This is a genomic window from Agromyces atrinae (assembly GCF_013407835.1).
Taxonomy (GTDB): Bacteria; Actinomycetota; Actinomycetes; order Actinomycetales; family Microbacteriaceae; genus Agromyces; species Agromyces atrinae.
On sequence record NZ_JACCBI010000001.1, the window covers coordinates 2,406,001 to 2,425,799 of the forward strand.

22 protein-coding genes are annotated in these 19,799 nt (G+C 67.2%); 11 read left to right on the top strand and 11 right to left on the bottom strand.

The genetic code is table 11. The features are described 5' to 3' along the window. Window positions 1-14 precede the first annotated feature (14 nt). The 3 genes from hemL to BJ972_RS11170 form a co-directional block, all read right to left on the bottom strand. Window positions 15-1,322 (bottom strand): glutamate-1-semialdehyde 2,1-aminomutase, encoded by a 1,308-nt coding sequence (hemL, locus tag BJ972_RS11160; RefSeq protein ID WP_129172374.1) that lies wholly within the window; start codon window positions 1,320-1,322, stop codon window positions 15-17. Then, window positions 1,319-2,317: a porphobilinogen synthase gene (hemB, locus tag BJ972_RS11165; protein ID WP_241830692.1), complete on the bottom strand. Its 999-nt coding sequence runs from the start codon at window positions 2,315-2,317 to the stop codon at window positions 1,319-1,321. Before hemB ends, hemL begins: the two co-directional genes overlap by 4 nt. A 423-nt stretch (window positions 2,318-2,740) precedes the next feature. Beyond that, on the bottom strand, window positions 2,741-4,069 hold the full coding sequence (locus BJ972_RS11170; protein WP_129172373.1) for a DUF1254 domain-containing protein: 1,329 nt from the start codon (window positions 4,067-4,069) through the stop codon (window positions 2,741-2,743). 225 nt (window positions 4,070-4,294) lie between these two features. Between BJ972_RS11170 and BJ972_RS17790 the strand changes: the two genes are divergently transcribed. Both BJ972_RS17790 and BJ972_RS17795 read left to right on the top strand, forming a co-directional pair. Continuing rightward, window positions 4,295-4,534 carry a transposase gene (locus BJ972_RS17790; RefSeq protein WP_373366821.1) on the top strand — a complete coding sequence of 80 codons (240 nt, stop codon included), beginning with the start codon at window positions 4,295-4,297 and terminating at the stop codon, window positions 4,532-4,534. Window positions 4,535-4,646: 112 nt separating this feature from the next. Continuing rightward, window positions 4,647-5,180 carry an IS5 family transposase gene (locus BJ972_RS17795; RefSeq protein WP_048809523.1) on the top strand — a complete coding sequence of 178 codons (534 nt, stop codon included), beginning with the start codon at window positions 4,647-4,649 and terminating at the stop codon, window positions 5,178-5,180. Here BJ972_RS17795 and BJ972_RS11180 read toward each other — a convergent pair. Beyond that, window positions 5,161-5,490, bottom strand: coding sequence for a hypothetical protein (locus BJ972_RS11180; protein WP_026095586.1), 330 nt, complete (start codon window positions 5,488-5,490; stop codon window positions 5,161-5,163). The genes BJ972_RS17795 and BJ972_RS11180 overlap by 20 nt on opposite strands. Before the next feature lie 137 nt (window positions 5,491-5,627). Here BJ972_RS11180 and BJ972_RS11185 point away from each other — a divergent pair, with 137 nt between their 5' ends. From BJ972_RS11185 to BJ972_RS11210, 6 genes are all read left to right on the top strand, one after another. Further along, window positions 5,628-5,909, top strand: coding sequence for a metal-sensitive transcriptional regulator (locus BJ972_RS11185; protein WP_129172372.1), 282 nt, complete (start codon window positions 5,628-5,630; stop codon window positions 5,907-5,909). Between the two features lie 32 nt (window positions 5,910-5,941). Beyond that, on the top strand, window positions 5,942-6,268 hold the full coding sequence (locus BJ972_RS11190; RefSeq protein WP_129172371.1) for a heavy-metal-associated domain-containing protein: 327 nt from the start codon (window positions 5,942-5,944) through the stop codon (window positions 6,266-6,268). Between the two features lie 54 nt (window positions 6,269-6,322). Further along, window positions 6,323-8,443, top strand: coding sequence for a heavy metal translocating P-type ATPase (locus tag BJ972_RS11195; RefSeq protein WP_129172370.1), 2,121 nt, complete (start codon window positions 6,323-6,325; stop codon window positions 8,441-8,443). 51 nt (window positions 8,444-8,494) lie between these two features. Then, on the top strand, window positions 8,495-8,956 hold the full coding sequence (locus tag BJ972_RS11200; protein ID WP_129172369.1) for a DUF6153 family protein: 462 nt from the start codon (window positions 8,495-8,497) through the stop codon (window positions 8,954-8,956). A gap of 82 nt (window positions 8,957-9,038) precedes the next feature. Further along, window positions 9,039-9,638 (top strand): DUF305 domain-containing protein, encoded by a 600-nt coding sequence (locus tag BJ972_RS11205; protein WP_129172368.1) that lies wholly within the window; start codon window positions 9,039-9,041, stop codon window positions 9,636-9,638. An 81-nt stretch (window positions 9,639-9,719) separates the two neighbouring features. Beyond that, the gene (locus BJ972_RS11210; RefSeq protein WP_129172367.1) at window positions 9,720-10,565 is read left to right on the top strand and encodes a F510_1955 family glycosylhydrolase; all 846 of its coding nucleotides are present in this window, start codon (window positions 9,720-9,722) and stop codon (window positions 10,563-10,565) included. Between the two features lie 206 nt (window positions 10,566-10,771). Here the strand turns inward: BJ972_RS11210 and BJ972_RS11215 are convergent, their stop codons facing one another. Continuing rightward, a complete protein-coding gene (locus BJ972_RS11215; RefSeq protein WP_129172366.1) occupies window positions 10,772-11,131 on the bottom strand; it encodes a hypothetical protein in 360 nt (119 codons plus the stop codon). Between BJ972_RS11215 and BJ972_RS11220 the strand changes: the two genes are divergently transcribed. The 3 genes from BJ972_RS11220 to BJ972_RS11230 all read left to right on the top strand — a co-directional run bounded on the left by BJ972_RS11220 (window position 11,121) and on the right by BJ972_RS11230 (window position 14,339). Then, entirely contained in the window at window positions 11,121-11,888 is a 768-nt protein-coding gene (locus BJ972_RS11220; protein ID WP_129172365.1) for a hypothetical protein, read from the top strand. The two genes, BJ972_RS11215 and BJ972_RS11220, sit on opposite strands and share 11 nt — an antisense overlap. A 430-nt stretch (window positions 11,889-12,318) precedes the next feature. Next, window positions 12,319-12,789 (top strand): NfeD family protein, encoded by a 471-nt coding sequence (locus BJ972_RS11225; RefSeq protein ID WP_129172364.1) that lies wholly within the window; start codon window positions 12,319-12,321, stop codon window positions 12,787-12,789. 86 nt (window positions 12,790-12,875) lie between these two features. After that, window positions 12,876-14,339: a flotillin family protein gene (locus BJ972_RS11230; RefSeq protein WP_129172363.1), complete on the top strand. Its 1,464-nt coding sequence runs from the start codon at window positions 12,876-12,878 to the stop codon at window positions 14,337-14,339. Window positions 14,340-14,410: 71 nt separating this feature from the next. Here the strand turns inward: BJ972_RS11230 and BJ972_RS11235 are convergent, their stop codons facing one another. The 6 genes from BJ972_RS11235 to hemQ form a co-directional block, all read right to left on the bottom strand. Beyond that, window positions 14,411-15,157: a patatin-like phospholipase family protein gene (locus BJ972_RS11235; protein ID WP_129172362.1), complete on the bottom strand. Its 747-nt coding sequence runs from the start codon at window positions 15,155-15,157 to the stop codon at window positions 14,411-14,413. A gap of 33 nt (window positions 15,158-15,190) precedes the next feature. Further along, complete coding sequence (locus BJ972_RS11240; protein ID WP_129172361.1) at window positions 15,191-15,550, bottom strand: hypothetical protein; 360 nt, start codon at window positions 15,548-15,550, stop codon at window positions 15,191-15,193. A 526-nt stretch (window positions 15,551-16,076) separates the two neighbouring features. Continuing rightward, on the bottom strand, window positions 16,077-16,895 hold the full coding sequence (locus tag BJ972_RS11245) for a uroporphyrinogen-III synthase (RefSeq protein WP_129172360.1): 819 nt from the start codon (window positions 16,893-16,895) through the stop codon (window positions 16,077-16,079). Continuing rightward, entirely contained in the window at window positions 16,892-17,860 is a 969-nt protein-coding gene (gene hemC, locus BJ972_RS11250) for a hydroxymethylbilane synthase (RefSeq protein ID WP_129172359.1), read from the bottom strand. Before hemC ends, BJ972_RS11245 begins: the two co-directional genes overlap by 4 nt. Continuing rightward, entirely contained in the window at window positions 17,857-19,071 is a 1,215-nt protein-coding gene (locus BJ972_RS11255; protein WP_129172358.1) for a ferrochelatase, read from the bottom strand. The genes hemC and BJ972_RS11255 overlap by 4 nt, the downstream gene beginning before the upstream one ends. Next, the gene (gene hemQ, locus BJ972_RS11260) at window positions 19,071-19,784 is read right to left on the bottom strand and encodes a hydrogen peroxide-dependent heme synthase (protein WP_129172357.1); all 714 of its coding nucleotides are present in this window, start codon (window positions 19,782-19,784) and stop codon (window positions 19,071-19,073) included. Before hemQ ends, BJ972_RS11255 begins: the two co-directional genes overlap by 1 nt. Window positions 19,785-19,799: the final 15 nt, after the last annotated feature.

Here is a 19,799-nt window from a genome sequence, read left to right on the forward strand (position 1 = left end):
ACGCGACCACGGCGTCAGCCCGGGCGCACCGCCGAAGCCGCCGCCTTCGCCGCGACCGGCAGCGCCTCGATGATGCGCGCGAGGGCGGCGTCGTCGTGAGCGGCCGTGACGAACCACGCCTCGAAGACCGACGGCGGCAGGTTCACCCCGGCGTCCTGCATCGCGTGGAAGAACGGCGGGTAGCGCCACGACTCCTGGCTCAGCACGCCCGCGTAGTCGCGCACTCCCCCGGCGACGGATTCACCGAAGACGAAGCTGAACAGGTTGCCCGCCGTCTGCACCGCGTGGGCGACTCCCGCCGCCGTGAGTGCGGCGGAGACCTCGGCCGACACCGCGGCGGCCGTTCGATCGAGGTGCGCGTACACCGCGTCATCCGCTCCGCGCAGCGTCGCGAGACCGGCGGCGACGGCGACCGGGTTACCCGAGAGAGTGCCCGCCTGGTAGACGGGGCCGAGCGGTGCGAGGTGCTCCATGACGTCGGCGCGACCGCCGAGGGCCGCGACGGGCAGTCCGCCGCCGATGACCTTGCCGAAGGTGAAGAGATCGGGCGTGTACGACCGGTCGAGTCCCCAGTAACCCGCGGACGAGACCCGGAACCCGGTGAGCACCTCGTCGACGATGAGCAGCGACCCGTTCGCGTGGGCGATCTCGGCGAGCGCGGCGTTGAAGCCGGCATCCGGGGCGACGACGCCCATGTTCGCGGCCGCGGACTCGACGATTAGCCCTGCGATGCGGTCGCCGTGTTCGGCGAACGCCGCGCGCACAGCATCGAGGTCGTTGTAGGGCAGCACGAGGGTGAGCGCCGCGATGGGGGCGGGCACGCCGGCCGAGCCGGGCAGGGCGAACGTCGCGACTCCCGAGCCCGCGGCGGCGAGCAGGCCGTCGGAGTGACCGTGGTAGTGACCGGCGAACTTGATGAGCAGGTCGCGGCCCGTGAATCCGCGCGCGAGACGGATCGCCGTCATCGTCGCCTCGGTGCCCGTCGAGACGAGGCGCACGCGCTCGACGGGAGCGACGCGTTCCTCGATGAGTTCGGCGAGCTCGGTCTCGGCGGGGGTCGATGCGCCGAACGAGAGACCGCGTGCCGCGGCATCCGTCACGGCCTTCACGACGTCGGGGTGCGCGTGGCCGAGGATCGCAGGCCCCCAGCTCGCGACGAGGTCGACGTACTCGCGGCCCTCGGCGTCGGTCACGTACGGGCCCTGGGCCGACACGAGGAAGCGCGGCGTGCCGCCGACCGAGCCGTAGGCGCGCACGGGCGAGTTCACCCCGCCGGGGATCGCGGCGAGCGCGCGTTCGAAGAGTGCGGTGTTGTCGGTCATGCGTCGATCCCGTCGTTGAGCCAGCCGGCGAGCTCGGTCGCCCAGTACGTGAGCACGCCGTCGGCGCCGGCGCGCGTGATGGCCGTGACCGACTCGATGACGGCGCGGCGCCGGTCGATCCAGCCGTGCATCGCGGCCGCCTCGATCATCGAGTACTCGCCCGACACCTGGTAGGCCCAGACGGGCACGTCGCTCGTCGCCGCGACATCCGCCAGCACATCGAGGTAGAAGCTCGCGGGCTTCACCATGACGATGTCGGCGCCCTCCTCGATGTCGATGACGGCTTCGCGCACTCCCTCGCGGCCATTGCCGGGGTCGAGCTGGTACGCGCGCCGGTCGCCCTGGAGGGTCGACTCGACGGCGTCGCGGAACGGCCCGTAGAGAGCGGAGGCGTACTTCGCCGAGTACGCGAGGATCGCGGTGTCGACGAGGCCGGCCTCGTCGAGCGCCTCGCGCACGGCGGCGACCTGGCCGTCCATCATTCCCGAGAGGCCGAGCAGCTGCGAGCCGGCGCGGGCCTGCTCGAGCGCCATCGCCTGGTAGCGCTCGAGGGTCGCATCGTTGTCGACGCGGCCGTCGGAGTCGAGGATGCCGCAGTGGCCGTGATCGGTGAACTCGTCGAGGCACAGGTCGGTCTGCACGACGATCGCGTCGCCGGCCTCCTCGCGCACGACCTGCGTCGCGAGGTTCAGGATGCCGCGCGGGTCGGTCGCCCCGGAGCCGCGCGCATCGCGCTCGGCGGGAACACCGAAGAGCATGACGCCGCCGACGCCGGCCTCGGCGGCCTCGGTCACGGCACGTCGCACGCTGTCGAGGCTGTGCTGCACGACGCCCGGCATCGAGCCGATCGGCATGGCCTCCTCGACGCCCTCGCGCACGAAGAGCGGCAGGGTCAGGTCGGCGGGGTGCAGGCGCGTTTCGCGCACGGCCCGACGCAGAGCGGATGACTGGCGCAAGCGCCGCGGACGGACCCGGGGAATCGGAGTGTCACTCACCCGACCAGCCTACGCGCGCTCCCGGTAGGCGGAGTCGGGTCAGATCGACTGGAGCTCGCGGCGGACGTCTCGTCGGAGACGTCTACGAGTGTGGCACTCCGATCGAGTACGAGACGGATCATCTAGCCGCGAGAACGTCAAGCGCCCGTTGATCGAAGACAGGTGCGCAGCCTGGTGACTCCGCCGAAACGCTGACCAGCTTGAGTTTCGACTGCGCCCTGTGAACCATGAGTTTCGAACGCCGGAATGCGGGGGTTCTGACCGCTCGAGACGAGGTGGTCAGAAACGATCGTTTCCGGCGTGATCCGTTCTGTCGTCCCGAAACGGGGTCCGTTAACGTTCACCCGAATCCCGATACGGCGGGGGTTCTCGGTCGGCTCGCGAACCGGCGTTGAGCCAGCGCCATACGGTAGTTCGGTTGGCCTATCTCTTGATGATCTTCGGCGGGGTGAAGTCTCCGGCAAGGGTTTCGGTAGTGGGCGAGTAGAGCCGGAGCATCGGGGCGAACGCTCCCTGTGGTGCAGGTAGCCAGTTCGCTTCGCGCTCGGTCCCCGGGGATGCGTACTGAATGTAGATGTCGAGTGAACCGTCAGGGTTGACGATCAGTGGGTCTCGGTCGCGAATCACGAAACGGTTCAGGGGGTTCGGGACCTGGAAGCCGTCGCCGTCGTACATCGTGAGGGACCAGAAGGCATCCACGCCCGGCTGTTGGCCGGCGTCGAAGTGGAGCACGTAGTTGTGCTCTCCGGTGAACGGTTGACCGTCGGCGTCGACGAAGGCGTTGGGGTAGATCGCGTCCTCGGGCAGGTTTGCTCCGAGCCCGGCCATTGCGACAAGAGCGCGCACGCGATACGAGGTGCCGTACGTCCCGAACGACTGTTCCCAGTTCCACCCGTTTCGCACGATGCCGATGCTGGCTTCGGTCATCGCTTTCACGAGATCCTGCAGGGCCGTGTCTCGGGCTGCCGAGACGGCGGCAGTGGCAGCAGCGTCGAGCACCGCAGGGTTGAAGTCCTCGCCTGGCACGATCCCGATGGCGCGCATCCGGTGCAGGATCGGGTAGTCGTTAGCGTGCGGAGGGTTCTCTTTCAGCAACTCGGCAAAGAGTGTGAAGAACTCAACGCTGTTGAGCGCGTTCACCTGGTCTAGAGGCGGTGTCACATCATCCACGCGCGGGTCAACGGGTGCCGCAGAAGGCGTGCCTGATTCTTGGCCGTATGCGTCCATACGGGTGATGCGGTATTGGCCTTGGATGCGGTGAACTTCCGCGAAATCGTCGGGGCCGTTGCTCTGTGTGCGACCCATGACCCAGACGTGCGGCGTCGGTGCGACGATCAGGTCGAGTCCTCTGGGGACTTCGCCGCTCCACGCGGGTGGCGCGATGAGGAAGTCGCGAGCTTCACCGAGGGTGTTTCGGCTGCCAGGAACGGCGAAGATGTCCGTCCACATGTCGAGCATGGGCGTGAGGTAGTACCGGTCAGGCGCATCGGGCGTGTGCAGAATCACAGGTCCGTCTCGGAGATCGAGCCACGCGAACGAGTAGAGCGTGTCGAAGTTGAAACGCACGACGTCCTTGGATTCTGCTGCGGGGTATTCCCGGGCGTGTGCGAACTGGTTTGCCGGTGCCCGCAACAACGCAGTATTCGCGTCCGGGACGTTCGTCATCTGGCGCCGCGTGAACTCCATCGTCACGAGCGGGTACGCGTACAGGTACGCGTCGACGGCAACCTTGCTGAGATCGAATTGCGACATTAAGTTATTCTCCCTGGCTCCCTGGTACCTCGAAGACTAGGGTGAACCGCGCTCCCGAGGCCACAGTTCCGAATGGCGCAGCCCGCAACCACCGATGTCAGAAAGGTGCGCGCCTGGCCTGCCGGAAACGATCGTTTACGGCAGGCGCACGAGTTCTCGTCGGACTCGCACCGCTAGGGCGTGTTGATCAAGAGGTTCCGCTCCTCGGTGGGTGAGTCTTGAACGGTGACGCGACAGGAAATCTCTGACGAGGCGTGGGCCGTGATGGAGCCGTTGATGCCGACGGTGACCGGTCGGTCGCGGCCGTGGACGGATCACCGGCTCGCTATCGAGGGGATGGCGTGGAAGTACCGGACCGGTGCGCCGTGGCGTGACGTTCCGGAACGGTTCGGGAAGTGGAACTCGATCTACAAGCGGTTCAACCGGTGGGCCGGGGACGGCACCTGGCAGAAGCTGCTCACCTAGGTGCAGAAGCAGGCCGACGCCGCTGGGGAAATCGACTGGGTCGTCTCGATCGACTCCACGATCGCGCGCGTGCATCAGCACGGCGCGACCCTCGCCCGGGACACAGGGGGCTGTGCCGAATCACAAGAATCCGTGGTCCGAGCCGCCTGATCACGGGATCGGACGCTCCCGCGGCGGGCTGACGACCAAACTGCACCTGGTCTGCGACGGCCGCGGCCGGCCGCTGAGCATGATGATCACCGCCGGGAACATCAACGACACCACGATGATGAGCGCGGTGCTGGAGAACATCCGCGTTCCCCGCGACGGGAAGGGCCGCCCCCGCACCCGCCCCGACCGGGTGCTCGCCGACAAGGGGTACCCCTCAAGGGCGAACCGCGCCTGGCTCCGCGACCGGAGGATCGCGGCGACCATCCCCGAGCGGGACGACCAGATCGCGCACCGCCGCAAGAAGCCGGGCCGGCCGATCGCTTTCGGCGACAAGCAGAAGGAACGCTACAAGGGACGCAACGTCGTAGAACGCTGCTTCAACCGTCTCAAGCAGTGGCGCGGCATCGCGATGCGCTCGGACAAACTCGCCCGCAACTACCGAGCCGCCGTCAGCCTCGCCGCGGCGCTGATCTGGATCAAGACCGATCTCCGCTGAGCGCTTCGCGCTCCTGCAGCGTGCGCTCAAGCTGTCCCACCGTCGGCGCACCCGCAAAGCCGCGCTCGGTCAGATAGACCCTGCACGCCAAGTCGGCAGTGTTCCCCTGGGACGGGAACAAGTCCTGACCGTCTAGAAGAATCGTGGGCGAGCCCGCGAAACCAGAGCTCACCGCCTCAGCCTCGGTGCGGATCAACACGAACTCCACCGGAACATCGCCCCGTCCGATCGAGTCGAGCACCAGCCGTACTCGATCGCCCGCCTCCTGCCAATTCGGGCAATCCTCGATATGCAGCACCTGGATCTTCACACGCCCATTCTCCCACGCAACTCGCGGCGGCTGGCCGCCCCGCACCTTCTTGATCAACACGCCCTAGAGCTACCAGTCACGCGGGAATGCACACGACTGGCCTTGAGTTGGATACCCCCAGGGGGTATTTTTTAATCATGAACGGGTACACCGACAACAAGGCTGATCTGCGTAAGCGGTTGAGTCGCGTCGAGGGTCAGGTGCGAGGGATCGCACGGATGGTCGACGAAGACAAGTACTGCATCGACATCCTCACGCAGGTTTCTGCAGCGACGAAAGCGCTCGAAACGGTGGCGTTGTCGCTGCTGAGCGATCATCTGAGTCATTGCGTCGCCGAGGCCAGCGCTGAGGGCGGCGAAGTCGCGGCAGAGAAGGTCCGCGAGGCTAACGAAGCCATTGCCCGCCTGGTCCGTTCATAACCGCCACGTCTGTCTACTTGAAGGAGCACACGATGACTGATCGCATTGAACTTGGCCTGAAGGACGAGAACGCTGGCTGCGCGTGCTGTGCCGTTCCATCGAACACCGAGGCATCCACACCCACTGCGGCCTCGTCTTCCTCGGAAGAGGTTTTGGTTGCGGGTATGACGTGCTCGCATTGCGTGTCGAGCGTCAGTGACGAACTGACGGCTGTGGACGGTGTCGAGTCCGTCGACGTCGACTTGAACGCCGGCGGCATCTCCCGCGTGACCATCCACAGCGCAGCACCGGTCGATCCTGCTGCTGTGAGGGCTGCGGTCGAAGAGGCCGGCTATACCCTCGCGACCAGCCAGGCCTGAGTCGCTAACTGTCTGCACCCGGCTCGACCGGGCGCATCCGAGCAAGGAGTTCCGATGAGCCAGCATGACGAACATAGCCATCACGCCGCGCACGAGAACCACGGCAGCGCGCCGACAACGGAGCATGACCACGCGGCGATGAGCCACGATCACGACACTTCGCCAGAACATAGCGGCCATGGTGGTCACAGCGGACATGGTGGCCACGGTGATCATGTGGGCCAGTTCCGGCGGTTGTTCTGGATCATGCTGATCCTCGCGGTCCCGGTTGTCGGGTTCTCGATGCTGTTCTCGATGCTGCTCGGATACCCACTGCCAGACACCGCCTGGGTCGGGTGGATCTCCCCGGTTCTCGGAACCGTCATGTATGTGTGGGGCGGTGCCCCGTTCCTCACCGGCGCGGTGAGTGAGCTTCGCGCCCGTAAGCCCGGGATGATGCTGCTGATCGCCCTCGCGATCACGGTGGCGTTCCTCGCGTCATGGGGTGCGAGTCTGGGCCTGTTGCACCACGAGTTGGATTTCTGGTGGGAGCTGGCCCTGCTGATCGTGATCATGCTGCTTGGTCACTGGATCGAGATGCGCTCTCTCGCGCAGACCACCTCGGCACTGGATTCCCTTGCCGCTCTGCTGCCCGATGAGGCGGAGAAGGTAGAGGGCGACACGACAACCACTGTCGCGCCTGCTGACTTGCTGGTGGGGGATGTCGTGGTGGTGCGCCCCGGCGGGCGGGTCCCCGCGGACGGGCGGATCGTGCAGGGCTCGGCGAGCATGGACGAGTCGATGATCACTGGCGAGTCCCGGCCGGTGCGCCGTAGCGACGGCGATCGGGTGATCGCCGGCACGGTCGCGACCGATTCTGGTGTGCGGGTGGAGATCACTGCGATCGGTGAGGACACTGCTCTGGCGGGGATTCAGAAGCTAGTGACCGAGGCGCAGAGTTCGTCGTCGCGGGCGCAACGGCTCGCGGATAAGGCGGCGGGGTGGTTGTTCTGGTTCGCGCTCGGCGCTGCCGCGATCACCGCGATCGTGTGGACGGTCGTCGGCCAGCCCGACGCCGCGGTGATCCGCACGATCACCGTGCTCGTGATCGCCTGCCCGCACGCTCTCGGCTTGGCGATCCCACTGGTTGTGTCGATCGCGACGGAGCGCGCCGCCCGTGGGGGTGTGCTGATCAAGGATCGTCTCGCGCTGGAGAGCATGCGTACCGTCGACACGGTCCTGTTCGACAAGACCGGCACCCTCACTAAGGGCACCCCCGCCGTTACCGCGATCGACCCCGTCTCCGGCACCGATTCCGACCAGTTGCTGGCGTGGGCTGCGGCCGCGGAAGCGGACTCCGAGCACCCCCTCGCCCGCGCGATCGTGAACGCGGCCAAGGAGAAGAACCTCACCGTTCCCGCGTCCTCTGACTTCGAGTCGTCCCCGGCTGTCGGAGTTCGTGCGCGTGTCGATGGACACGTTATGCAAGTCGGTGGACCGTACATGCTCGAGCAGGAGAACGCCCACGAGCTGCCGGTTGCCGACGAGTGGCGCAATGAGGGTGCGATCATCCTCCACGTCCTCGTCGACGGCAAGGTTGCGGGCGCTCTACGCCTGGCAGACGAGATCCGCTCCGAGTCGCGTCACGCAGTCGAGGCCCTCCATGAGCGCGGTGTGCAGGTGGTCATGATCACCGGTGATGCCGATGCGGTCGCCGCCTCCGTGGCGGGCGAGCTGGGCATCGATCGTTACTTCGCCGGGGTGCGACCGGAGGACAAGGCCTCGAAGGTCAAAGAGCTGCAAGGCGAAGGCCGGAAGGTCGCGATGGTCGGAGACGGTGTGAACGATGCGCCTGCGCTCGCGCAGGCGGATGTCGGTATCGCCATCGGTGCGGGAACGGATGTCGCGATCGCCTCCGCCGGCGTCATCCTCGCCAGCGACGACCCCCGGTCGGTGCTCTCGGTGATCGAACTGTCCCGAGCCAGCTACCGGAAGATGAAGCAGAACCTCTGGTGGGCCGCCGGCTACAACCTCCTCTCCGTCCCGCTCGCAGCAGGCGTACTCGCCCCCATCGGTTTCGTGCTCCCGATGTCCGTGGGTGCCGTGCTGATGTCGTTGTCGACCATCGTCGTCGCGCTCAACGCGCAGCTGCTGCGCCGGCTGGACCTGCGCCCCGACGCAGTGGCCAGCAAGTAGCAAGAAACAGTCGGGACGACGGACGTAGGCTGAGAGGAACGGGAGGTGAGTATGTCGCTGATCAACGTCGCACAACAGGTGCGGGGACCGCGCACGCTCACTCACACCGTCTTGGCCGTCATCGCGGTCGCCGTGGGCATCATCGCCGGCCTGCTGGCGATGCACTCCTTCAACTCGCACGCGACAACTGCCGGCCACCACGACACCGTCGCTGTCAGCACTCAAGCCGGAGCGTCCGACCATCATCGCGATGCGTCCGCTTCCGCCGTCTTGCCGGACTCACCGCAAGTGGACGCGGGATGCGCGACGTGCGGGGGCACGGACTCGATGACGTGGATGGCGTGCGTCCTCGCGCTCCTGGTCGCCACAATCCTGCTCGGACGGATCGGGCTCGGCTGGCGGCACTCGACACTGATCGAAATGCTCACGGCCGCGACGACGCGCTGGCCCGCCCGCGCTCACGCCCTCCCGCCACCCCCCTCTCTCACGGTCCTCTGCATCAGTCGCACGTGATGGCGCGCTAGCCCGCTCTGCGGGCACGCACCCCTGGCACCGGCAGTAGCCGGGCCTCATCACCGACCCTTGGAGAACACTCATGAAGATTCGACCCGCGGCGATCGCCGCACTCACCCTCACAGCTCTGCTCGCTCTCACCGGCTGCGCCGGAAACACCGGTTCCGGCGACGGCATGGAAGGCATGGACCACGGCGGAAGCTCGTCCGCACCCGCCGACACAGCCGACGCGAATGACGCCGACATCATGTTCGCCAGCATGATGAAGGAGCACCACGCGCAGGCCATCGAAATGTCCGACGTCCTTCTCAGCAAGGACGGCGTCGATGAACGCGTCGTTGCTCTCGCGGAAGAGATCAAGGCCGCTCAGGAGCCGGAGATCCAGAAGATGGATCAGTGGCTTGAAGACTGGGGCGCGGAGATGGACAGCATGGAGGGCATGGATCACGGCGACGGCATGATGTCCGAGGAAGACATGCAGGCCCTCGAAGATGCCACCGGTCCCGATGCGGGGCGTCTGTTCCTCGAGCAGATGATCCAGCACCACGAGGGCGCTGTCGACATGGCACAGGAAGAAGTCGACAACGGTCAGAACAGCGACGCCGTCGCACTCGCTGAGACGATCATCGACGCGCAGACCGAAGAGATCGCCACCATGAAGGAGATCCTCGCAACCCTGTGATCCATTGGGTGGGGTGCGGGACTCCCGCACCCCACCCAGTGATCTGTTGCGCACACCATCATGCGAACCCTCAAGACGTCCATGCTGCCCACCTTCCGAACGCGACGCCGTGCGGCACTGACGGTCGCGACAACGATCTCGGCCAGCATCGTGCTGGCCGGGTGCACCGCACCCGCCGAGCCCACCACCGGACACGACCACGCCACCACCATCAGCCACGTTCACGCGATCGTGCCCAACCCCGCAGAGGACGGGTACCTCCTGGGCGCCCATGACGGGATCTACACGGCCACATCCGATGGCGAGGTCGGCTCCCGTATCGAGACCACCGACTTCGACGCGATGGGCCTCATCACCGTCGGTGACGCTCTCCTCGCGTCCGGGCATCCCGGACCGACCACGCCCCCAGAACTCGGCTCCCCCAACCTCGGAATCATCCGGAGCGACGACAGCGCCAGATCTTGGACGCCCGTCTCGTTCACTGGCGAGAAAGACTTCCACGTCCTTGCCGCCGGGAAGAACGACACCCTCTACGGGATCGCCTCGGACTCCGCGGAGCTCCTCCGCACCGACGATCTCGGTGAGACCTGGTCGCCGGTCGGAGAAATCCTGGCGTTCAGCCTCGTCCTCGACAACGCGGGACAACTGATCGCTGCCACCCCAGACGGGCTGCAAATCAGCACTGATGAGGGCGCCACCTTCGCGCCCCTGAACGACGCACCTGCGCTCTACCTCCTCGCCGTATCGCCTGACGGCAAACAGCTGGTCGGTGTCGGCCGCGGCGGGCAGATCTGGGCCAGCACAGGATCCAACGCCGAGTGGGTTCCCGCCGGCGTCACCCATGGCTCCGCGCAAGCGCTCGCGACCACGAACGACGGTGACATCTTGGTCTTTGATGACAGCGGCCTGGCGGCAATCGCCAAGTAGCCGAGAAGACGACATCTCCAGCGGAAGGCGCTCACTTGTCCCGCTATACGCCGAAACTGTCTGCCGATAAGAGGTTTCGGCGAACCATAGCGGCACGCCTTCGAGCGCCGACTAACTGCTGCTGCCGCAAACGATCGATTCTGACCACCTCCCGATTGTGGATGGGTGGTGCCACACATGAACTCGCCTTGTGTTTCCGACTTGACTCACTTGTACGGCGACTCAGTCCTCTCGACCTGGTGATACTCGCTGAATTCCTTTGGCGTGAGATCGGATATTGCCTCGGACATTCCATCGGGATCGATGCTTGGTCCTACAACAGTGCGGAACCCCTGGCGCGCGTGAAAGCTAGGAACTCCAAGGTCTATTCCACCAACGATGATCGATTCAGGATCTTGATCGCGGATTACGGGATGCTGCGGAGTCAGGAGATCGAAATTGAGGAACTGCTTGATACCGGCAGCCCACGGAACGTGGATGAACTTTGGCTTGCTACCACCCTCCATGAGCGGCGAGATCAGCCGCCACTCACGCTCAGCGGCGAACGACGAACTTGTGACTGACACCACCAACCTCGAGAACCGTCTTGTTGATATCCACGTGGCGCCTCTAGACCACCATGACCTAGGCAAGATACTCGACGTTGGCGAACATCTTTTGAATCTCGATTTCTCGAGAATCCGCACCCGCCTTCTGAATACTGCAGTCGGCACGGCAAGTATCGCGCATGCTCTCGCGCTTGCCTGCTGTAACGAGCGAGACATCACCCAGGGAGGCAAGGAGAAGGTCATCTTCACTGAAGATGACTTTCGGGAAGCCGCGCAAGCCTACGTACGCACGCGGTCGGGTGCGGTAAAGGCCAGATTCACCCGCGCTCTCAAAGTTCACCGCAAACGGATGTATGACAACACCGAGATAATCCTCCGTGCCCTCACACAGCTCCCAGAAAGCGGCGGAACGGTCGGGCAGATTCTTGCGATTATTCGTGTCGAGAAGCCCAGCTACCCGTCGAGCAACGCGACCAAGTACCTTCAGGAGCTGCAAGAAGAGGCGCGCGGTTCGCTGATACGTAAGACGTCATCCGGTGTCTACCGATTCGATGAACCACTCCAGCACGCATACGCAAAGGCATACTTCGGAGAACCCTCAGACGAGACCGAGGGGACACCAATTAGCGATTGGGAGTCAGCGTTCATTAGCCAGGGCAAGGAGTTCATAACCCGTCTGCTCGTTCAAAGGGAGATTGAAGAAAATCGATACGCCATGACGGACGATGAACCTACCGAAGAGTGGGAGCTCGAGGAAAATGAATCGAAGGCGTAGCGAAGCATGACCCTGCCAGCTCAGTCGCAGCGGAGCGCCCCTACCGAATAGATCTGAGATTCGCCGACAGATCCCCTTTCAGATCCAGTAGCTAGTTTAGAAACGTGCTGCTGAGCATCCTCTACAAACCAGTATGTAGTTGGGCGCTGCACGGGCAGCGCCCAACTGGTCCCTCTCGGGCGCTTCATCACGTCGGTTCCAGTGGGGGCGGATTCGCTCACACCGAGCGATTCCGCTGCACGCAATCGTGCGAGCTTGGAATGAGGGGCCCTCAAATCCGGTGTCGAAGCGTCGACCAGCCACACAGGCCGATAAGCACTGACGCAGAGGCTGTAACCGCTGGCCACTCGCCGAACCAGCCTGCGCGCGCTGCCGGTAGGCTTGATCTGATGTCCGCGGGGGCGGGCATCACGACCCGGAGGGAGCCTCGATGCTCACGCCCTTCCTGATCATCGGTGGCATCGGTCTGCTCATCCTGATCATCTCGCTCGTCGTCGGAGACATCTTCGACCACTTCGAGATCGGTGATGGCGCGATCTCGGGCACGGCGCTCGGCGTCGCCGCCACGGTCTTCGGCGCGGCCGGCGTGCTGACCGCCGGCGCCGACCTCGACATCGTGTGGGCCTATGTGCTCGCCGCGGTGCTCGCCGTCGCCGCCTACGTCGTCGCGCTGCTCCTCGTGAAGCGCCTCACCGCGTCATCCGATGGAGAGCTGCAGAGCGCCGTGGGCCTCACGGGCATCTCGCGCTCCGACATCTCCGTCGCGGGCGGCGAGGTGAGCCTCGACGGACCGCACGAGATCGAGCGCCGCCTCGCGTTCTCCGACCAGCCGATCCCCGAGGGTGTGCGTATCCGCGTCATCGAACACACCGGCACCCGGGTCAAGGTCGAACCGGCCTGACCCCGACGCGACACCGCCGGACCTGACATCCACCGGCCCCCGGCCGGACCACGACCACGCTCCGAACAGTCCATCGAGAGGACAGCATGGAATCCCAGCCCTACATTCAAGTGATCGCGATCGTGGCGATCATCGTCGCGGTGCTCGCACTCGTCGTGTTCATCGCGCGCCGCATTCGCCGCGTACCGCCGAACGAGGCGCTCGTCATCGTCGGCCGTGGCGCCGGCCGCAAGGCGGCGGGTGAACCGACCGGACAGCGCGTCGTCATCGGCGGCCGCACCTTCGTCTGGCCGATCCTGCAGCAGGGCTTCTCGATCTCGCTCGAGCAGCGCCAGATCGGCATCACCGTCGAGGGTGTCGACAAGAACCGCATCAAGATCGCGATCAAGGCCTCGATCAACTTCAAGGTCTCGGGCACCGAAGAGGGCGTGCGCCGCGCCGCCCAGCGATTCCTCTCGCAGCAGGGCGCTCTCACCGACATCATCAAGGAGTCGCTCGAGGGTTCGCTGCGCTCCATCGTCGGTGACATGACGATCGAGCAGATCATCTCCGACCGCAAGAGCCTCTCCGACCGGGTCGTCGCCGAGACGAAGACCGACCTCGTCGAGCAGGGCCTCCAGGTCGACCTCCTCAACATCTCCGACATCTCGACGCCGGGCAGCGACTACCTCGCGAACCTCGGTCGTGCCGAAGCCGCGCGTGCCCGCCAGGTCGCCGAGGTCTCCGAGGCCGAGGCCGCACGTGCGAGTGAGTTCGCGCGCATCGAGGCGGCCGAGCAGATCGCCGAGCGTCAGAAGGCTCTGAGCCTCCGCCAGGCGACGATCAAGGCCGAGACCGACAAGGCGAACGCCGAGGCCGAGGCCGCCGGTCAGCTCGCGAAGGCCGGCCAAGACCGCCTCGTCGCCGTCGAGGAGCGCGAGGCGCTCACCGAGCAGGCGCTCGTCGAGCAGGAGCGCCTCGACATCGAGGTGCGCAAGCCCGCCGAGGCCGAGGCGTACGCCGAGGTTCAGCGCGCGACCGCCCAGCGTGACGCCGCGAACGCCGCGACCGAGGCCGACGCCTTCAAGCGCACGAAGATCGCCGAGGCGAACAAGGTCGCCGCCGTGCAGGACGCCGAGGCGTCCGCCGCCGCCGTCCGCTTCGCCGGTGAGGCCGAGCGTGACCGCCAGGTCGCCCTCGCCGCCGGTATCACCGCCGAGGGTGAGGCACGCGCTACCGCGATCCGCGCCGAGGGTCTCGCCGAGGCCGCCGCGACCGACGCCAAGGCCGAAGCGCTCAAGAAGTACGGCGACGCGGCGCTCGCGCAGGAGATCATCTCGCGCCTGCCCGAGATCGTTCGCGCGGCAGCCGAGCCCATCTCGAACATCAAGACCCTCACGGTCGTCTCGACCGACGGCGCCTCCGCCGTCACGAAGACCGTCGGTCAGGTGCTCGGCGAGGGCACCGAGGTCGTCAAGTCGCTCACGGGTCTCGACCTGTCGGCGCTGCTCGGCGGCATCGCGGGCTCGCGCCTCGGCGACAACGCCGGCACGGTCACGACGAGCGAATAGAACGACGAGACCCCGTTCGCGGCCCTCACCTTCTCGGTGACGGATGCCGCGGGCGGGGTTTCTTCATGCCCTCAGGCGTCGAGTGCTGCGGTCGCGGCGCGACGCCCTTCGGCGATGAGGCGTGGCACGTCGCGCATCGTCCACTGCGCCATCCGCTCCATCTCGGGCTGGACGAGCACGACCGACGGGTCGCGCGCGAGGTCGGCGATCTTCGTGTTGGTGCGCATCATGCGCACGTTCTCCCACTTGGCGTGGAGGTTGACGACGATGACCCGCTCGGCGCCGAGCTCGCGTGCCGCGGCGTGCGGCACGTTGTCGACCATCCCGCCGTCGGCGAGCAGGCACCCGCCGATGCGCACGGGCGGGAGGATGCCGGGCACCGCGATCGTCGCCCGCAGCGCGAGGCTCAGCGGGCCCGAGTGGATCGTCACCGCGCGACGGGTGCGGAGGTCGGTCGCGACGGCACCGAAGACGCGGGGCAGGTCTTCGATGCGGGGGTCCTCGCCGAGCAGGCGTTCGAGGGCGGCCGTGACGACGCGCGTGTCGAGCACGCCCCAGCGCGGTTTGGCGGTCCACTTCGCGATGCGCGTCCAGCGGAAGCGACGGGCGATCTCCTCGATCGCCTCACCGTCGAGGCCAGCCGCGTAGGCCGCGCCGACGAGTGCCCCCGAGCTCGTGCCCGTCACGATGCCCGGGCGGACGCCGCGCTCCTCGAGCACCTGCAGCACGCCGACGTGGGCTGCGCCGAACGCGCCTCCGCCGCTCAGCGTGAGAGCGAGACGCGGATCATCGGCGCCCGGCCGCGGTTCGTGGGGCATCTGGTGACGCTACCACCCGCGGCCGCGCAGGCGTCAGTCGTTGACGAGGTCGGGATTCGAGGGGTTGTCGGCGGGGTCGAAGTCGGCCGGAGGCGCCTCGGAGCCCGCGTCATCCATCGATCCGGCGTCGGCACCGGAGGCTTCGCCCGCGCCCGCGGGAGCGCCGGCGTCGCGCTGATCGGTGACCGGCTCGTCGGCGTACGACTCGTCGATCGATGCGTCGTCGGACTGCGCACCGTCGGTCTGTGCGTCGTGGGTCTGTGCGCCGTCGGCAGCGGCCTCAGTGGCTTCGCCGTCGCTGTCGACCGCGAAGTCGGGGTCGACCTGGTCGCCCGTGAAGCGTTCGGGACGGTCTTCTGCCGGAACCTCAGCGGGGTAGTCGGTGTCGCTCATGTGTCATGTCCCTTTCGTCGGTCCAACGTCGAACTTTCGACGCTACGTCGCCGCGCCCCTCTCCGTCAGGGGGTTGACAGTCTCCCCTCGCGCCCCGCGTCCTCCCGCGCCCTCACCCACGCACACTCACCGAAAGGTCAATCCGCGCGGGTGCACACACGGGAACACCCCACCCGATTGACCTCTCGATCGAGAGAAACGCGAGCACGCGGCATCCCCTCGCGCACGCGTTCCCACGTACCCGCACGTGCCCTCACACTCGCGAACCCGCGCACACCCACTCGCACCCACGCACACTCACCGAGAGGTCAATCCGCGGCGGTGCACACACGGGCACACCCCACCCGATTGACCTCTCGATCACGAGAAAGGCGAGCGCGCGGCATCCCCTCGCACACGCGGAATGCACCCGCGCACGCGCACGCGCTCACCGAGAGGTCAATCCCACGGGGTGCGCGGGCCGACGCACCCCGACGAATCGACCTTTCGATCGAGAAACGAGACGAGAAGCGAGGCGCGAGGCGCGCTAGCGGCGGGCGTTCGCGACGGTGACGATCGCGTCGATGAGGGATTCGGCCGAGCGCGCATCGGCGACGACGTCGACACGGAGGCCGATGCTGCGCGCGTCACGGGCGGTCTGCGGGCCGATGCACGCGACGACGATCGACTCGGGGATCGGGCCGAGCTGCTCCTGCACCTGCTCGGCGACGCTGCCCGACGTGACGAGCACGGCGTTCACGACACCGGCGCGCACGTCATCGATGACCTTCTGCGCGACCGGAACACCGATCGTGCGATACGCCACGACGGCGTCAACGTGGTGCCCGATGCGTGTGAGGCCCACCGAGAGCACCTGCTTCGCGATCGCGGAACGCAACGCGAGGATGCTGAGCGGAACCGTGCCGTCGGTCGCTTCCTCCCACTCCTTGAGGAGGCCCACGGCCGAGTTCTCTTCGGAGGGCACGATGTCGGCGTGGTAGCCGGCTGCGGTGAGGGCGGCGGCGGTCGTCTCGCCCACGGCGGCGACCTTCGTACCGGCGGGGATGACGGCCCGATGCGACGACAGAACATCGACGGTCGTCGCGCTCGTGATCGTGACCCAGTCGTAGCCGCCGTCGGCGAGCTTCGCGAGGGCGCGTTCGAGGGCCGGCGCGTCATCCGTCGGCGCGAAGTTGATCATGGGGGCGACGACGGGCGACGCACCCTTCGAGCGGAGCGTCGCGGCGACGCCGTCGCCCCAGGGCCCACCGCGGGGAACGATCACGCGCCACCCGGCGAGCGGCTTCAGGTCACTCGCCGACGGGCGAGCAGAAGCCGCGCCGGTGTACGGTGCGCTGTCGGTCACGGTGTTCTCTCCAGGGGAGCAAGGTCGCCGGCACCGTTGCCGAGGAGTTCGTCGACGACGCGGACAGCGACGTCGTGAGCCGCCTCGGCCAGATGTGCAGCCGAGCGGCTCTCGGGAGAGGCGGCGTGTGCGCTCGTCACTCGGCGCGTCCCGTCGGAACTGTACACGCTCGCCGAAAGGAAGAAAAGTTCATCTTCGAGGAAGGCGGTCGCCGCGACGGGCGCCGAGCAGCCGGCCTCGAGACCCGCGAGCACGAGGCGTTCGGCGGTCACGGCGGCCCGCGTCGAGACGTGTTCGACGGCCGCGAGGGCCTTCTCGAGCTCACGCGATCCGCGCTCGTCGCGCACCTCGAGCGCGAGGGCTCCCTGCCCGGGAGCGGTCGGCCACGAGGTCAGGGAGAAGTACTCGCTCACGGCGTCGCCGCGCGCGATGCGTGCGAGACCCGCGGCCGCGAGCACGACGGCGTCGAGCCGGTCGGCGTCGGCGACGTCGTCGGAGAACACCCGGCCGAGGCGCGTGTCGATGTTGCCGCGGATGTCGATGACGTCGAGGTCGGGCCGCTTCGCGAGCAGCTGCGCGATGCGGCGCGGCGAGCCCGTTCCGACGCGGGCACCCTCGGGCAACTCGGCGAGCGTCAGTCCGTCGCGCGCGCACAGCGCATCGCGAGCATCGACGCGCTTCGGCACGGCTCCGAGTCGGAGCGACGGGTGGTCGCCGGTCGGCAGGTCCTTGAGCGAGTGCACGACGAGGTCGCACTCGCCCGCGACGAGCGCCTCGCGCAGCGCCGCTGCGAACACGCCCGTGCCGCCGATCTCGCTGAGCGACGCACGGTCGGTGTCGCCCTGGGTCGTCACGGTGACGATCTCGATCTCGGCGTCGGCCGCCTTGCCGATGCGCTCGGCGATCTGCTTGGTCTGGGCGAGCGCGAGGGCGCTGCCCCGCGTGCCGATACGGATGACGCTCACGGGGCGATCCCCGAGAGAGCGGGCCGGAACCCGAGTCTGACGTTCTCGCAGCAGCCCGGGCGGCACACGTCGTACCAGGGGCCGAGCTCGGTGACGGCGGGGCGCTCGGCCGCCGGAGTGCCGTTGACGCGCTCGAGCACGAGGTCGACGAGACCGGCGACGTAGGCGGGGTGCGTTCCGGGAGTCGGAACGCGCACGGCGACGAGGCCGTGTTCCTCCGCCGTCTCGAGAGCTTCGTTGTCGAGGTCCCACAGGACCTCCATGTGGTCGCTCACGAATCCGAGCGGCACGATGATGATGGCCTTCCGCCCCGCGGCGGGGAGCTCTTCGATCGCGTCGTTGATGTCGGGCTCGAGCCACGGCATCGACGGGGGGCCGCTGCGCGACTGGTACACGAGCTGCCAGGGCACGTCGCCCGCGCCGGCCTCGCGCATGACGACCTCGGCGACGGCGCGGTGCTGAGCGGCATAGGCGCCGCCCTCACCGAAGCCGCGCTCGGCGGGGCCCGACTTCGCGGCATCCGTCGAGGGGATCGAGTGCGTTGCGAAGAGCACCTCGACCTCGGTGAGCCGGTCGATGTCGGCGGGGAGCTCGGCGAGAGCATCGCGGACGCCCTCGATGAACGGCGTGACGAAGCCGGGGTGGTCGAAGAACTGACGCACCTTGTCGATCTCGATGACGTCGCCGAGCGACGTGTCTTCGAGCGCGTCGGCGAAGTCTTCGCGGTACTGACGGCAGCTCGAGTACGAGCTGTAGGCGCTCGTCGCGATCGCGATGAGGCGGCGGTGGCCGGCCTCGTTCGCCTCACGCAGCGCGTCGTTCAGGTACGGGTCCCAGTTGCGGTTGCCCCACAGCACGGGCAGGTCGATGCCGCGCGACGCGAGCTCGGCCTCGAGGGCCGCCTTGAGGTCACGGTTCTGCTGGTTGATGGGGCTCGTTCCGCCGAAGTGGCGGTAGTGGTGCGCGACCTCTTCGAGGCGCTCGTCGGGGATGCCGCGGCCGGCCGTCACATTGCGGAGGAAGGGGATGACGTCGTCCTGCCCTTCCGGTCCGCCGAAGCCGGCGAGGAGGATGGCGTCGTAGGCGACGGGCACCTCGACGTGGGCGTCACCGCTCTGCGCTGCGGGCGTCGCGCCGGGCACGACGGCGCCGGCGGCACACGGGGCGGAGGTCGCCGGGCGGGGCTTCGTACCGAGGTTCTTCGCGGCCATTACTGCAGCACCTCGACGATCTCGGCCGTCGAGATACGACGACCGGTGTAGAACGGCACCTCTTCGCGCACGTGGCGACGGGCATCGGTCGCGCGGAGGTCGCGCATGAGGTCGACGAGGTCGGTGAGCTCGTCGCTCTCGAGGGGCAGCAGCCACTCGTAGTCGCCGAGGGCGAACGAGGCGACGGTGTTGGCGACGACGTTCGTGAACGCGGCACCCTGACGGCCGTGCTCGGCGAGCATGCGCCCGCGCTCGCCCGGATCGAGCAGGTACCACTCGTAGCTGCGGACGAACGGGTAGATCGTCATCCAGCCCTTGGGGTCGATGCCGCGGAGGAAGCCGGGCACGTGCGAGCGGTTGAACTCCGCGTCGCGGTGCACGCCCATCGCGTTCCACGTGGGCAGGAGGGCACGGAGCAACCGCGCACGGCGGAGCTGCCGGAGCGCCCACTGCAGGCCCTCGGCGTCGGGGCCGTGGAGCCAGATCATCAGATCGGCGTCGGCACGGAGCCCGGAGACGTCGTAGAAGCCACGGATCGTGACCCCTTCGCTCTCGACCGATGCGGCGACACCGTCGAGTTCTTCGACGAAGCGCGGCACATCGTGACCGTCGAGGTCGTCAGGGCGCTGCGGATCCCGTCGGAACACGGCGAACAGCGTGTAACCGGCGGGCGTGGGCTCGGTATCGGCCGGAGCGGCCGCGTCAAGCGTCATGAACCTAGTCTCCCT

Excerpts from the sequence above, each read along its gene's own strand:
- hemL (WP_129172374.1), bottom strand. The coding sequence starts at position 1,322 with ATGACCGACAACACCGCACTCTTCGAACGCGCGCTCGCCGCGATCCCC.
- BJ972_RS11170 (WP_129172373.1), bottom strand. The coding sequence starts at position 4,069 with ATGTCGCAATTCGATCTCAGCAAGGTTGCCGTCGACGCGTACCTGTAC.
- BJ972_RS11185 (WP_129172372.1), top strand. The coding sequence starts at position 5,628 with ATGAACGGGTACACCGACAACAAGGCTGATCTGCGTAAGCGGTTGAGT.
- BJ972_RS11190 (WP_129172371.1), top strand. The coding sequence starts at position 5,942 with ATGACTGATCGCATTGAACTTGGCCTGAAGGACGAGAACGCTGGCTGC.
- BJ972_RS11195 (WP_129172370.1), top strand. The coding sequence starts at position 6,323 with ATGAGCCAGCATGACGAACATAGCCATCACGCCGCGCACGAGAACCAC.
- BJ972_RS11200 (WP_129172369.1), top strand. The coding sequence starts at position 8,495 with ATGTCGCTGATCAACGTCGCACAACAGGTGCGGGGACCGCGCACGCTC.
- BJ972_RS11205 (WP_129172368.1), top strand. The coding sequence starts at position 9,039 with ATGAAGATTCGACCCGCGGCGATCGCCGCACTCACCCTCACAGCTCTG.
- BJ972_RS11210 (WP_129172367.1), top strand. The coding sequence starts at position 9,720 with ATGCTGCCCACCTTCCGAACGCGACGCCGTGCGGCACTGACGGTCGCG.
- BJ972_RS11225 (WP_129172364.1), top strand. The coding sequence starts at position 12,319 with ATGCTCACGCCCTTCCTGATCATCGGTGGCATCGGTCTGCTCATCCTG.
- BJ972_RS11230 (WP_129172363.1), top strand. The coding sequence starts at position 12,876 with ATGGAATCCCAGCCCTACATTCAAGTGATCGCGATCGTGGCGATCATC.
- BJ972_RS11235 (WP_129172362.1), bottom strand. The coding sequence starts at position 15,157 with ATGCCCCACGAACCGCGGCCGGGCGCCGATGATCCGCGTCTCGCTCTC.
- BJ972_RS11240 (WP_129172361.1), bottom strand. The coding sequence starts at position 15,550 with ATGAGCGACACCGACTACCCCGCTGAGGTTCCGGCAGAAGACCGTCCC.
- BJ972_RS11255 (WP_129172358.1), bottom strand. The coding sequence starts at position 19,071 with ATGGCCGCGAAGAACCTCGGTACGAAGCCCCGCCCGGCGACCTCCGCC.
- hemQ (WP_129172357.1), bottom strand. The coding sequence starts at position 19,784 with ATGACGCTTGACGCGGCCGCTCCGGCCGATACCGAGCCCACGCCCGCC.